This window comes from Marivirga tractuosa DSM 4126, from assembly GCF_000183425.1.
In the GTDB taxonomy this organism is placed as follows: domain Bacteria; phylum Bacteroidota; class Bacteroidia; order Cytophagales; family Cyclobacteriaceae; genus Marivirga; species Marivirga tractuosa.
Map to the genome: position 1 here is coordinate 330964 of NC_014759.1, position 15194 is coordinate 346157.

General features: G+C 44.2%; 6 protein-coding genes. 5 read left to right on the forward strand and 1 reads right to left on the reverse strand.

The features are described 5' to 3' along the window. The 5 genes from FTRAC_RS01265 (at position 1) to FTRAC_RS01290 (ending at position 13282) form a co-directional block, all read left to right on the forward strand. A complete protein-coding gene (locus tag FTRAC_RS01265; RefSeq protein ID WP_013452410.1) occupies positions 1-10506 on the forward strand; it encodes an RHS repeat-associated core domain-containing protein in 10506 nt (3501 codons plus the stop codon). A gap of 4 nt (positions 10507-10510) precedes the next feature. After that, positions 10511-10876 carry a nucleoside-triphosphate--adenylate kinase gene (locus tag FTRAC_RS01270; RefSeq protein ID WP_013452411.1) on the forward strand — a complete coding sequence of 122 codons (366 nt, stop codon included), beginning with the start codon at positions 10511-10513 and terminating at the stop codon, positions 10874-10876. Positions 10877-11155: 279 nt separating this feature from the next. After that, positions 11156-11554 carry an RHS repeat-associated core domain-containing protein gene (locus FTRAC_RS01275; protein WP_148230024.1) on the forward strand — a complete coding sequence of 133 codons (399 nt, stop codon included), beginning with the start codon at positions 11156-11158 and terminating at the stop codon, positions 11552-11554. Continuing rightward, the gene (locus FTRAC_RS01280) at positions 11547-12029 is read left to right on the forward strand and encodes a hypothetical protein (RefSeq protein WP_013452413.1); all 483 of its coding nucleotides are present in this window, start codon (positions 11547-11549) and stop codon (positions 12027-12029) included. Before FTRAC_RS01275 ends, FTRAC_RS01280 begins: the two co-directional genes overlap by 8 nt. A 497-nt stretch (positions 12030-12526) precedes the next feature. Further along, complete coding sequence (locus FTRAC_RS01290; RefSeq protein WP_013452414.1) at positions 12527-13282, forward strand: hypothetical protein; 756 nt, start codon at positions 12527-12529, stop codon at positions 13280-13282. Between the two features lie 559 nt (positions 13283-13841). On the opposite strand, the gene FTRAC_RS01295 is transcribed toward FTRAC_RS01290, so the two are convergent. After that, entirely contained in the window at positions 13842-15071 is a 1230-nt protein-coding gene (locus FTRAC_RS01295) for a site-specific integrase (protein ID WP_013452415.1), read from the reverse strand. Positions 15072-15194: the final 123 nt, after the last annotated feature.

The following is a 15194-nucleotide window of genomic DNA, read 5'->3' on the forward strand; positions in this document are numbered from 1 at the left end:
ATGATCCGTAAAAAAGGACTTTTCTTACTATTTTTCATTTTTTTTATTCAAGTAGTTAAGGGTCAGGACGTGGAGATCACCACATTCACGCCCACCACTGTGCAAGTTTGTGAAGGGCAGAGTCCTTTTACAATCCGCATAGAGAACAAGGGCACCGAGGCAGTGGGGTCATTTCAGATAGACCCTGGTCTTCCTGCCGGACTTTCTTATGTAATGGGAAGCGTTACGGGGGATTTGGGGTTTGTTTCCACTTCCACCTCCAACTCACCATTATTTGCATTGGGCGATGGCGAGGTACTGGCAGGGGAGAGCACCGTAGAGTTCAGCTTTCAAGCCACAGCGGATTGCAACTTATTAAGTTATATAGAGGACAATTTTGATAACCCATCGGAAGGATTTGTGAACAACAATGCCTCGGCCACCTACACCATGGCGGAGACCGATTATCAGGTGGAAGAATTCGAGGGATCTGATTCCTACAACGTGAGCGCGCCTGACCTGGAGATAGGTGTACCAGAGGAATACATTAACCTTACCACTCATTTTAAGCTCACCCCGATCAACCGGATCATAGAAATTAACAACGAGGGCTTTGGTGGCACCAGGCGCGTGGACTTTGGGATCAACTATACCGGTGATGTGACAGTATTGGGGCTGTACATCATCAACGCGAACAACGAGAAGGTACAGGCGGTGGAAAGAAATGAGGAATTATCAACCCCCGAACTTGCGGTCTATTCCCTTGACGTGGAAGAGCTGAGTTATTTTGACAGTAATGGAGACGGAATGTACAGCAGGGGTGAACGAATCCGCCTAATGGACGAGGTGCAGTTGGTGAATTGCAACGGGTCGATCAGGACGGACTATCAGGCAAGGTGGGGCTGTGGGCCGAACTATTGCAATGAAGGTGACCAAGAGGCTAACTTCAGTACATACATCACTGTACCACAGGGAAGTCCTGGATTTGTGAAGAAAAATGAAGTTGTTAAGGATGCGGATATATGCAATCCCAATGATGAAATGATTTTTGAATTTGGTATCTTTAATGAGGGTATTGGCAATGAGATAAAAGCTCTGGACATAACAAAGGATATTCGGTTTACTACGACAATAAATGAATCAATAAGTACTATAGCGGAATTTAATTTAATAACTGAATCAGGTACAATTGTAGATTTATCACCTTATATTAACGATGGTTCATTTACAAAAATACTAAACAAAGCCCCGGCACAGTACACTTATCAAATTAATTTTAGGGATTTTTTCACTTCGGATCCAGACGGTCCCGGTGGGTTTGACGATTTAGATTCTGACGGTTTTTATGATGATGTGGCGGTAGGCAGCGGAGTATATCTACAGATTATACTTTCGGATAATAGCATGCCAAGTGATTATCAAAACTGTAATAAGGGGAGGATATTGAGCAATAAGATTTCAAGTCGAATGTATTATTTCAATCATTGTAATCAAAGTAAGTATACTGATTTTAATTTAAGGTATAGTAATGGAAATAATCAGGGAGAGTCTGCAAGTGGAACTGGTTATTATGCAGATAATCAGACTGGTAATATTGAATTTTATTATAGGACAAATTTTAATGGATATATAGCTGGGTTTAATACTTCTAACGGAGGCTATCAGGCCGATTTCACATTACCGGAGGGCTTCTTAGTAGAAAGAATATATTGGATGCCCAACACCAATAGAAGCTATATTCAAGATATTGCCCCGGAAGATTATGTAATAAACGGAAACAAGGTCACTGTTCTGCCAAGTAATGATTATAGATCTCATATAACCTATGGAATTGATTTAAGGTACAATTGTAGTGATGGCACAGAGTACTTTTCAGATGCTGAAGACATTCTTTTTGATTATTATTATGTTATCGATGCCAACTGCCCAGAGGAGCGGATGCAAATTGCCTGTAATTCTTATACAGTATCTTATACCTGTGGGACATGTAGCCCTCTTGAAACTTCAGATTTTTCATTGACACGAAAAACCCTCGGTTACGTAAATAGAAATATTAACTATGAAGATATTTTAATTGGTACAGCTCAACAAATTGACCCAGAAGACCCAAAATATAATTTAAAGGCAGGTCTGCCAGGAGATGAAGTAGCCATAAGTATCAATGCCGATATTAATGCTTCCATGACCGCTGATTATTTTAAAGTGCAGTTCGAACATGCTGATATATTTGATGGTTTGCCTGCTCTGGAAAACTTTAATAATAGCCAGCTTAAAATTGCGGGAGAAATCATTGATATTTCTGATCTAGAGCCAGAGATCAATACTGTAGATGGTCGGATAAGCTATGAATTTTTAATACCAACAAGCTATTTCTCGGATCAAGGCAATAATTTTGAAACTGAAACCATAATAGCATTTAACACCAATTCATCTTTAGCTTTCCTAGATAACACAGCTGGAAATTATAGTTTAGAAGGATTGCAGGGACGTTTAATTGCCGGGGAAGATTCAGGCATTGAGTTTAGCTGTAATTACAAGCCAGAAAATTTTTCTTATATAAAACCCTATTTCAGGGATCATGGTGTCGGTTCTTATTATGTATGTAGTACCGATAACTTTAGGATTACCCGTTTAGCAGGTGCAAGGTTTACTGAATCAAGTTTAGTTTTTCCTGGAGAACACAGGCCTACCGAATTTATTCAATCCATAGATGTACAGATTCCTTTTGGCTTTAAAAGGGACGAGTCTGTCCCTTTTACCTTTCAGGGCAGGATCGTTCCTGAGTCCAATATCACAAAAATTGATAAGCATCACCTTGTTGTAAATTTCACTGATGATTATCCGGTATCCTTTTTTAATCGGGAAAGTTATTTGACAGGAAAAATAATTGAAGACTGTGGGGATATTAACGAAATTGAGCTTAATCTAGGTAGGTATAAAACATTTAATATTGAATCAAAAGTCACCTACCTATCCAAGCTGTATCTAAATGATCAATCAAAGTTTGAAGATAATTTATTTACGAATCATTCTTCGATATATTACATGAAGAACGCCAATCTTGAGTTGACTGCGAACAAGACGCAGGAGGCCTACAGCCGTCAGGTAAGCTGGCCGGTTCAGTTGTGCGACAACAGCTACCATAGCCGGTACTACATGTCGAACGTGTACAGTTCGGTGGAGTTGCGCGAGGGTGACAACAGCACGATATTGACGGGTGCGACTGACAACGAGGGCAATGCGTTGGAGGTGGAGTTTTACGGGCCTGTCTATGATGGGAGCTTTGGTGAGCTTGCGGGCCGTGGCAAATATATGATGGTAAAGCTGTCGGACATCGACAACAACGAGTGTCAATATTATACAGTAGAGGCTGGCTACCGCAACTGCGAGGACGATGTGACGCGCAAGCTGGACCTTTACGGGAGCTGGAGCTGCGATGGATACCCGGAGGTCAGCGGGCACACTGGGAGCATCAAGGACCTTCCCCAGGACTGCGAGATCCCAATCCAGGAAGAGGAGTTGGAGATAAGGTACAAGACGGCTAACCTTCAGTGGCAGGTGGAAAAGCTGGGCCCCACGGAGACAGAGCTTTGCGAGGGCGTTCCGTTCCGTGCGACCCTGTTGAGCTCGAAGTATGCCGATATGTTCGATTTAAAGTTCAGCATCAACCTTCCGAAAGGGATGCGCCTTGACGAAAGCCAGCCGGCCAGTTTTACCCATGCACTGAACGGGGAGAGCCCCGTGGCCATACCTGCCGCAGCGATCAGCACTGTAACACTTCCGGACGGCAATACCGGCATAGAGTGGGATTTGAGCAAGATGCTCCCTACCTCGGGCAACGGTTTCAGCGGTTTCCTGCCGGGCTACCGAGACTTCCCCAACAACAGCGTGACGCTTGATTTTCAGGTAGTGGACGGCTGTGATGCGGATCCGGGGGAGGCGATAAAATTTGCGGTAGAGGGCTATACCAACTGCCAGGACTACATACAGTTAAAGGACCAGCGCAAGATCAAGCTCAGGGAAATGCCCCTGGACGAGCTGTTCATGAGCCTGTCAGCGGATGCCTTCACGGTATGCAACGGCAGCACGCAACTGGACCTGACGGTGGAGAACCGTGGCAGCGGCCCCACCTCACCGAACCGTTTGGAGGTAAAGCTCCCGCCCGGCCTGAGCTATAACGGTCACAGCGGAGGCTTTGGCTCGGTGCAAAAACGCAGCGAGGAAGGGCAGGAAGTATTGAGATGGGACCTTTCGGCAGGTTTTCTATCGGCCTCCGAGACGAAGACGCTGACGATGGACGTATCGCTGGGCGACCTCTTGGTATCGGGGACGAGCCTGTATTTTGAGGCGCGGACTACGATGAACGGACAGGCGACCTGTGTGACCAATGACGAAGTGTGCCCGATAGTGGCGACCACGGGCCAGGGCGACTATACGATGAACATAGACCTTTCCTACCCACAGGCAAGCATCAGTACCACCACCACCTTTCCGGTCTGTCCGGGCTCCAGCATATCGCTAGAGGCAGAAGTGGAAAACCAGAAGCCGGGCGTTTACCGCTATGAGTGGCTCCGTGGCGGGGAGATGTTTGCCTCAACGAGCCAGCCGACCCTGACGACCTCCCTGAACGGCAGTAAACTGGGCGAATACAGCGTAAGGGTAATAGACCCCTCGTCCTGCGGGGCCCTGAGCGGCAACAGCCTGACCTTTACAGGAGAGGACCTCTTCGACCTGCCAAGTTTCACGGCAAAGGCCATTCCGACCAGCTGTCAGGGGGCAGAAGATGGCAGCATCGGCTTTACGGTGACCTCAACGGCCATCGGCCAGGCGCCCTTTGGCTATGAGCTTAGAAAAGGCAACGAGCTGTACCGTACGGGGACAGAAGTACAGGACGGGGAGGCACAGGCGATAAGCGACCTTCCCCAGGGACGGTATTACCTGAGCATTTTGGATGCGAACGGCTGTACCGCACCCAGAAAACGGATAGATGTCCTCAACGGTGGGCCTGTTACCGCCATATCGTGCCTAAGCGACATACCTTGCGGGCTGACAACGGGCGACCCCTACGAACTCAACTTTAATTTCCGGGTAAACAGGAGGCGCCTGACATTGGAGGGGGCCATGGAGCTTACAAATTACGGGATCCGCATCGAGGACGATCTTGGCCAAGAGATATACAGCTCTGCCACGGACGCCTATGCCTACAATGATGCGCATGTCTTTAGCGGACAGGCCAGCTATACGGGCAACGACCAATTATATATATACATAGAAGAGAACGGCATAGACTGCGGGACCGATCCGGCTCCGCTCCAATTGAAGGAGGCCCGCCCACAAATAAGCCTGAACGAGGCAGGAGGGATCTACCAGAAGTGCTATGACGAACAAAAAATAGACATAGGAGCGGGCATAAGTGGGATCACCAATTGTACTTCCACCGCACAACTTGCCAGCTATAGCCTCTACAGCGTGGACAAAAGAACGGGGGAAGAAACCCTTGTATCCGCCCAGAGCGGGGAGCAGGCCCTTTTCGAGGACGTTGCGGTAGGCCATTATATAATGCGGAGCAGTATATCGGAAGGCCCTTATGTATTGTGTGCCATAGAAGAGCGCAACATAGAAGTAAGGAGCTCCACCCTTGAGGTAAGCCTGGAGAGCGATGCGGAAACTTGTCTGGGAGACGAGGACGGTCGTGCCGTGGCGAAAGTATCGGGCGGGCAGGCCCCTTACCGCTATTATTGGTACGACAGTTCGGACGAACTGATATCCAGGGAATCCTCGGCCGATGGGCTGTCCCCTGGCGATTACTATTTGAAAGTAAAGGACAACCGTCAGTGCGTGGACTATGAAGAGACAATAGATTTTACCATAGCAGGGGGCGAAGAGCTGTCTGTACCGGCAATAGAGGCACCGGACGAGGCTTCCCTTGACTGTGAGATCGCGGCCAGCCTTGAGAATACCACTGCGGGGGAGACCTATACCTTTGAGTGGGTACAGCTGCAGGTGATCAAAAAGATGGAGTTCAGCAACGGCTCCATCCAGATAGTAGAGGAAACAAAGGAGAACCTGGTGGGTACCCAAAAAGCGGTAAGCGAGGGCGGGCTGGTCAGCGTGACCAACACCCTGAGCGAGGTCAAATCGGGGCACGAGTATATTGTTCGTGTGCGCAACAGTGCGGGCTGCGAGAACGAGTCCGCGCCCACCTTGGTGGAACAGCCTTCCGTGCCGCGCAGCTATGAACTTTCCTTTAGCTGGCAGACCTATGCAAGCGAGACGGAAGAAGAGGAGCAAGAAGAAATAAGCGATAACCTGCAGGCCTCGGTAGCGGCCTCCAACCTACAGCAGGAGATACGTCAGGCCGGCACAGAATGCGTGGCCAGGATGACGGGCATGCAGCGTTCGGCCGTGGAGTCGTTCTGCCTTTCCAAGGACCATGTGCATGACGAGGTGAGCATGAGGTATACAGACGGGGCCTATCATTATACGCTTTACTATTATGACCGCTCGGGCAACCTGGTCAAAACGGTTCCACCGAAAGGGGTGAACCTATTGGACGGCAGCGCAGCGGAAAGTGCCGATCAATTGCCGGCCCACGAACTGGTGACTAGCTATTCCTACAACAGTTTGGGACAGCTCGTCCACCAAGAAAGCCCGGACGGGGGCGAGACCGATTTTATCTACAATAATGAAGGGCAGCTGCGTTTTTCACAGAACGCCCGCCAGGCAGCGGACGGTACTTTTTCCTATAGTAAATACGACCGTTTGGGCCGTATCATAGAAGTAGGGCGTGCCACCCTACAGGGGGACTACAACAGTTGGGCGGCACTAAAGGCCGATCAATCCTCATTGGCGGCAGACCCGGCTTTCCCTGGTGCGGGCTATGGACTGGAAGAACAAACACAGACCTACTACGGGGGCGATCCCCAGCTAAGCTACCGGGGAGAAGTGCAGGAGAACCTGATCAACCGGGTGAGCTATGTGGCGCACCATCAGGCCGGCCAGGTCAGCAGTACCTACTACAGTTATGACGCCCACGGCAACGTGAAATGGATGGTGCAGGACATCCCGGGCATGGGCAGGAAAACGATGGCCTATGAATATGACCTGGTGAGCGGCAATGTAAAAGAAGTGGCCTACAATGCAGGGCGCCCGGACGCCTTCTACCATGCCTATGAATATGATGCCGACAACCGGATAACGGCCGTGAAGACCTCCAAAGATGGCGTGTTGTGGGATACCGATGGGCGCTATGAATATTATGACCACGGCCCCTTGAAACGCAGCGTGCTGGGCGAGGACAAGGTACAGGGACTGGATTATGTATATACCCTGCAGGGATGGCTGAAATCGGTAAACAACCCCGGGCTGAGCACTGCGGCCGATCCTGGGCATGACGGCAACAACCAGGTAGGGCGTGACGTGTTCGGCATGACGCTGAACTATTTTAGCGGGGATTACCAGAACGACAATTATGCGGCCAATGCGACCTCGCTGGCAATAGCCGATGGAAAAGACCTCTACAACGGCAATATAGCGGCTTGGAGCCTGAACACGGCCCGTCCGGACGGGGACATGCTGGACTATGAGCACCGCATTGGTTATAATTATAGCTATGATAAGCTCAACCGACTAAAGGGCAGTCAGATGAGCAAGTGGGAAAGCGACAGCTGGACTGCTACTCAGGACTATGCGACAAGCTATAGCTATGATGCCAACGGCAATATCATGAGCCTGGAACGGGACGGGTTTGCCGCGGAAGGGCAATCTTCCGCCATGGACAGGCTGACCTATCACTATGGAGCGGGTAATAACCAGTTGCAGTACGTGAGCGATGCCATAGCCGATGAAGATTGGGACATGGACGTGGACAACCAGGGCAGCGGCAACTACAGCTATGACGAGATAGGCAACCTGATAGCCGATGAATCGGAGGGCATCACCTCCATAGAATGGACGACCTACGGAAAAGTATCTCGTATCTTGAAAGAGGACGGCAGCGAGGTGTCCTTCCTCTATGACGGCAGCGGCAACCGTATCCGTAAGGACGTGACCGGCCCATCGGGCGCACCGGAAAGCACTTATTATGTGCGGGATGCCAGCGGCAACGTGATGGCCACCTACCGCGAAAGGGAAGAGGCCATAGAGGGCGGCCATGACGAAGTGCTCCGCTTGGACGAGCAGTTTATCTATGGCAGCGACCGGATAGGGCTTCGCAAGGGCAACGGCCTAGCCATGAGGCGCATCAGGAACCTGGACGGGCTGGCCCCTTACCAGCTAGGAGTTGATGAACTGTACACAGCGGGAGGTAACCACTATCATGTGGGCGTATCGACTGGCAGCAGGGGCGTGAGCCTTGCCCAATTGGGAGAAGGGAATGAAGGGCTCGGTGCGGTCAATGCACTGGGCGGGGCGACCGGTTTTGGGTTGATGGGCACGGTAACCAACAGCTCGGGGGACCTGCAGTTCAGCCTTGCGGTGGCCGATGAAATGAACAGCAGCGAGCATGTGGCCTTGCTCACCGATGCGGACGGCAACCTGATGCCATCGGGCGGAAGCCTTGACATCCTCTCGGAAGGCCAGGCGGTGGGCTTTAGAAGACCGGGCACAGATGAGGAGTACCTGCTGATAGCACCCAATACAACGGGCGGTTGGTATTACCATATAATAGACATGGCAGCAGCAGGCAACGGAACGGAAACAGAGCCGAAAGGCGATGTGGCCTCGGCCAATAATGTACTGCTGGAAGGGGATTATCTCGCGGCACTGGCGATCGTGAGCGATAGCCGTCAACCGGCAGAAGAACAGTTCTACGGCTATACCCTGGAGCTGCAGGGCGGCAATGCCAACCAGGCACGGGTGAAAGGCTTTAAGCTGGGAGCCGACCTGAGTTTGGTGACCACCTACGAAGGCCCTTGGAAAAGCATCAACAGCGGGCTGGAAAGTTACCTGCAGCTGAGCCCTGATGGCAACCTCTTGGCGGTCATGAGCCATCAAGGAACAACGGACCAGGTCAATCAACTGGCAGAGGGCGGGCTGGCCTGGGATCTCTACCAGCTGGAGAGCGAAAACCCGGAGGACCGGCCGATGAACTTTGTCAAGCGCATTGAGAATGTCCTTCCGCAAAGAGGGCTGAGCCTTCAGTTCGGAGACCACAACGATGCCCTTTACTATACGCAGGCAAGCCTTACGGACGGCCACCGACTGCACCGCCTGCAGCTCTCGACCGGGCAGCAGTACAGCTATGCGGAAAGCCTTGGCGATGAGGCGCGCCTGTTGGGCAACAGCTCGGGGCAGCTATGGGTGGCAGAGAAGGGCAATGACGGGCTTTATGCCGTAGAGGGCGATGTGCTCACCGAGGACGCTTACCTCTTGCCGGAAGGGACGCTGACGGGCGAGGTACCGGCCGGCAGGCTGCACAGGTTGGAGAAGCCGCACGAGGACCCGATCTATTTTGAGCGCATGCTGGGGCTGAAGCAGTACGAGCTCAAGGACCATCTGGGCAACGTAAGGGCCGTGGTGAGCGACCGCCTGAAGAAAGCGGACGGCAGCTACGCGGCCGAGGTGGCTTCGGTGAGCGACTACTACGCCTTCGGGATGAGCATGCCGGGAAGGGGTTTTAATGGTGCGGACTACCGCTATGGCTTCAACGGTAAGGAAAAGGACCAGAAGGGGGAGTTCGGCAGCATGACAACCTACGATTACGGCTTCAGGATTTACAACCCGGGGATTGCAAAGTTCCTGAGTGTCGATCCTTTGACGAAAAGTTACCCGATGTTGACGCCTTATCAGTTTGCGAGTAATAGGCCAATTGATGGGATTGATTTAGATGGGTTGGAGTATTTTAGACCATTTATTTTGAGACCTTTAACTTTGTCAAGAATTGCGACTGTACAAGCTAAAGAAAAGAAATTCATTGAGGATGGTATTTCTCCAATGGATGCTAGGATAAGAGCTGAATTAGAAACATCTCTTGAGGAGATAGCAGTTTTAGCATCACCAATCTTAACATTGTTTGTAGCAGAAGAAATAATTGAAGAGTTAGCGGGTGTCCCACTTTTTCCAGGAATTGAAGACCTTGCTCAAAAAGCAATTGTGAGAACATTTAATGGAAATGTGAAATTAAGAAAAGTTTTTGAAGGGGCTGACGATTTTAATATGGTTTATGCAAATGATGTTAATATAGGAACCGCCTCCTTGACTGAAGGTGGTTCTGTATTAGAACTTGATATAACAGTTCCAGAATCAATGAGGGGACAAGGTGTTCTGAAATCAGTTGTAGAAGAGTCAGTTAATAAATGGGACCCTAGTTTAATAAAGGGTACTTGGAAGTCAGATTATAATGGTAGCCCTTCGACAAACTACGAAGTTTATAAAAAATATAGAAATGAAGATAAAATGTCTATGGAAGAAGCGGCATTAAATACTCCAACTGGAAGAGCAGCACAAGAAGCAGGATTTGGAGGAAAGCCAATAGTGGAAGAAACAAAGAATACAATTAACGTTACCTTCACACCAAGTTCAAATTAAGAAGATGAAATTATTATTATTTTATGGACCACCTTCCATTAATCTAATTGAAAAGGTAAGGAATATTATAAGTTATAATACAATTATAATAAATACAGTTGATTTACTAAGAGAACAGTTAATTATTGAAAAAGAGCTTTCTCAACAGATAATTGAGGGCAAAACTATACCCAATTCAAAAATAATTGAATTACTATGGGGAGCAATTAAAATTAAGAGTAAAAAAAATATAGAAAACTGTTTAGTATTTGGATTTCCATTGAACATAGAGCAATTGAAGTCTTGCAAATATTTATATTCGGTATCCAATATTGATGATATATATTTGTTTTTTTTAGTCAAAATGTATCTAAGATTAAAAATGATATAAATATTGATTTAATAAAGAAATATGTTAAAGATTATAAAATAAACCTAATAGAGTGTGATGGTGATAGCACACTATTGAAAATTAAAGAAATTATAAATTCATGATAAATATATTTTTTTTACATTATAGAAACACTATGGTCATAAATAATGATATCAAATCTACGGTTGGAACTACCAGCTTGTTGATGGAATTAAACACAAGCCATTTTACTATAAAAGGCATAAGGGGCTGAAGCAGTACGAGCTCAAGGACCACCTGGGCAACGTAAGGGCCGTGGTGACTGACCGCCTCAAGGCAACGGACGGCAGCTACACGGCAGAAGTGGCCTCGGTGACCGACTACTACGCCTTCGGGATGGCCATGCCGGGAAGGAGCTTTAACGGCAGTGATTACCGCTACGGCTTTAATGGCAAGGAAAAGGACCAGGAAGGGGAGTTCGGCAGCATGACGACCTACGATTTCGACTTTAGGATCTACAACCCGGGGATTGCAAAGTTCTTGAGTGTTGGCCCGTTGACGAAGTCTTATCCTATGCTGGCGCCTTATCAGTTTTCGAGTAATGTACCAACAGGAGCAATTGATTTAGATGGGCTAGACATTATATATAAAGAATTAGAAAATTTCAACAAAACAATTGATATAATTGACGAAAATATTGAAAAATTAAATGATTGATTTATATTTCTTTAGAACTAAATTTAAAATAAGCAGAAAAAGGAAACCGACTGAATTTAGACATTATTTAAAATCTAATGTTTTAAGAACTAAAGATTTTGGTTTGTTTGGTATAAGAAAACCTAAAACAAAATTTGAATTTGAGGGAATTATAGAAGGTGATAAATTTATGATAAGAAGAATTCTCAAAAATGGTGCTAATTCATTTATACCGATCATAGAAGGAAAAATAACTGAAAATGAAAACAGTGTAAAAATTGAAATGGAAGCAAAATTTCATAGATTCGTACATGTTTTTTTATTATTTTTCTTATGCTTTAATTTATTAATATTTATTCTTCTATTCGTTTCAGGTAACTTTTTTAATTTAATAACTGTGATTAGTCTTTTATTGATATTTGGTTCTATAATATTACCTGCAATAGCATTGAAATATGAGATAAGGAAGTTAATTTCTTTCATTTCAAGATATTAAAATACCTCTAATAGAAAATTGTAGTTTATGGCCGTTTTTATAAATACACTTATTCTTAATTGATAGACTATAGAAGTTTTTGATGCAAAGTGATAAGAATACGCATGAAGCATGGGTGGCCATGCCGGGTAGGAGCTTTAACAGCGGGGACTATAGGTACGGCTTCAACGTAAAGGAAAAGGATGACTGCTTATGATTATGGAGCAAGGATTTACAATCCAGCAATTGGAAGATTTCTTTCATTAGATCCAGCTCTGAGAAAGTATTCCTAATTTAGTCCGTATGCAGTATTTGGGACAGGAGTTGGATTAACATTTTTTAATGGATTATCTACAAATCTAAGTGTCGCTAGTCCAATGATTGACAAAAACTTAGGCTCAAAAAATGCATTTGTGAATTTCGGATTTGACATACCAATAGTTGAATATATTTCAGCTTTGACAAAAAGAAAATAAAGGCAATGTTGTATAAGCGCAATAATAATCTTTAGTAACATTATGAGAGACATCGCACATATCTTAGAATCAGAATTTAGGAAAAACAATCTTCAAGAACGAATATTTGACAATAAATTCCGAAGAAGATGGTTAAATCCTTTCATTACTCTGTGGATGATATCTCTCCTCCCATCCTTTTTAATTCCGATTTTAGATAAAAATTCATTTATCTTACTAATTTATACTTTGATATGGTTTCTTTTTGGATTGATATTTTTCTATTTAAAAATCAACCCTCATGCAAAGAACAAATTACCAGAAATCAGTAATCATCAGGTGCAGCCGAACAATAAATTCTTCAGACATTGGGCTAATGAATCCTATGAAGAGTACCAACTCAAAAAATCATATGAAGTTATAAAGAAAACTACTTTATCATCAGATAGCCAACTAAACACTGATTTGCTACAAGAATATTCAGAATACTTTGATAAAAAAGCTGGCCAAAAAATACTAACGGAAATGGCGAAATATATTGGAGGACTCATTCTTCTTTTTTTAATTCCTTTTTGGAATCAATTTTTGGCTGCACTATACAGACTTGAGAATGGTGAAAAGATTCTGGAAGCATCTAATCTTGGATTCAAAATTCTATTAATTATTATAGTGATTATCCTAGCAATTCTCCCAATTAGACTGCTATTTGACCAAGTAGAAGAATCAAAAGATGAGAGATACAGAAGGATATCAAAAAAACTAATTACAATACGGTGGAATTTATTAATAGAAAATAGCGCCAAAAATCATTCTGAATAAAATATGGTTCAGAGGTCAACGAAACTGATTTTGTTGAAATGCCTTATAAACTTGAAACATTTGTACTTTAAAATTAGTCATTCCACAAAATAATAAGCTTTTCATGCCCTGACAGACACCTGACTCACTTTTTACCATACTTTCGCCCGGCTGGCTTGGCAAGATGAGATCTCATAGCCTGAAATACTGCCCTAAAAAATAAAAAGAGCTAAAATTTTCCCCTATATAGATTTGATTTATAAAAGCTCGTAAAGTTTGGTATAGAGCTGGATTTCAAATGACACTCTCAAAACCTACCTACTTTTCGACCGACTCCTGCATTTTTAGGATGTGTTTTATAAAACATCCATTATATTTGTCAATCAAGGTCATCGGAAACCAAAACCTGTTTATATTCAATCTTTCTTTTTTTGGTTAATGTGTACATTATTGCGGATATGAATTCACTTTTTATTCTCATGATAATTGCAACTTCTTAGCTTAAAATCTTAATTAGAAACTATGTAACAAAATAAATATAAAGATTGATTAAGCTTTAGATTCCATTAAAACTGCAATTTCATTTACCACCTCTAATAATCCTATCGGTAAAATGATCAAGCTGACTTGCTTTTAATTTATCCAGATAAACTTGTGTGGTTTTAATGGAAGTATGCGCCAGCATTTGACTGATAGCAGAAACTGATAGTCCCATGTTATTTGCAATTGTTGCAAAAGAGTGTCGAGCAACATATGAGGTCAAGCTTTCTTGAATACCAACTAGCTTAGCTAATTTTTTCAATTTTTTATTATAATTTCCTAAAGCGTGCTGGTATTGATCTCTTTTATCAGCTTCATTTTCTTTAGTAAGAACAGGAAGTATATAATCTGAATCTGGATTATGTGTTTTATAGTAGTCGACAATTTCTTGTACCTGTGGAGATAGTTTAATATCTAAAGGTTGATTCGTTTTGGTGCGGAAAAACTTTAATCGACCATTCTTAATGAATTTCTTTTCTAAGTATACTAGATCTATGAATGGTCTGCCTTGTAAATAGAAACTAAGTAGGAAATAGTTTCTTACGTGAAATAATGGATTGGATGGTTCTAAATCCAACTCAATTATTTTTTCTAAATATTTAAAATCTATAGCTCTTTTTGCGGTAGGAGTGGTTCTGATTTGGTAGTTTTTAAAAGGATATTGTTGCTCATCCATAATTCCATCTTTTATGGCTCTGTTACAAATAACCCTGATACTTCTCATGTAAACAGCTAAACTATTTAATGAAGTAGTGCCTCGTGACAAATAGAATGTATCGAATTTCTTAAGAAACTCATAATTTAGTTCTCTGAAGGAAAAATCCTTGTTCTCAGTGAATATTTTCAACTCCCTTATTAAATCATCGAAAGTTCTTGCATAACCTTTTCTTCCTGTATTTTTAAGATCCTCAATCCATTCTGTGGTATAAGCATAAAATTGCACATCTTTTTTGTCTCTAGTAATGGCTTTTTTAACATCCTGAATTGACATACTTTCCAAACGTCCTAAGCTCTCAAGTCGAAGGATTTCATTTGAAAAATCACTAAGCTTGCTCACCAAAAAATTATTGAATGCGCTGGTACTGCTAAATTGAGGGCATCCCTTTTTGACTTTCTTATTGGTGAAATCCCAATACTTATCATCAATGTCATGCTTAGAACTAATACTAGTATTCTTATCATAATGATTGAGTCTAAAAATAATAGGATAGAAGCCGTTTTTCTTAGGTCTTCTCTTATCTAAAGTTACTGATACGCTAGTTTTCAACATAATTTTGTACTTTTAGTAAAATTTGCACATAGGGTAGTAAATTTCAGGTTTCTACCAATACCCATAAATGTAAATTTAAATGAATTTAATGCATAATTATAACAAAGATATGATTAATTTTTG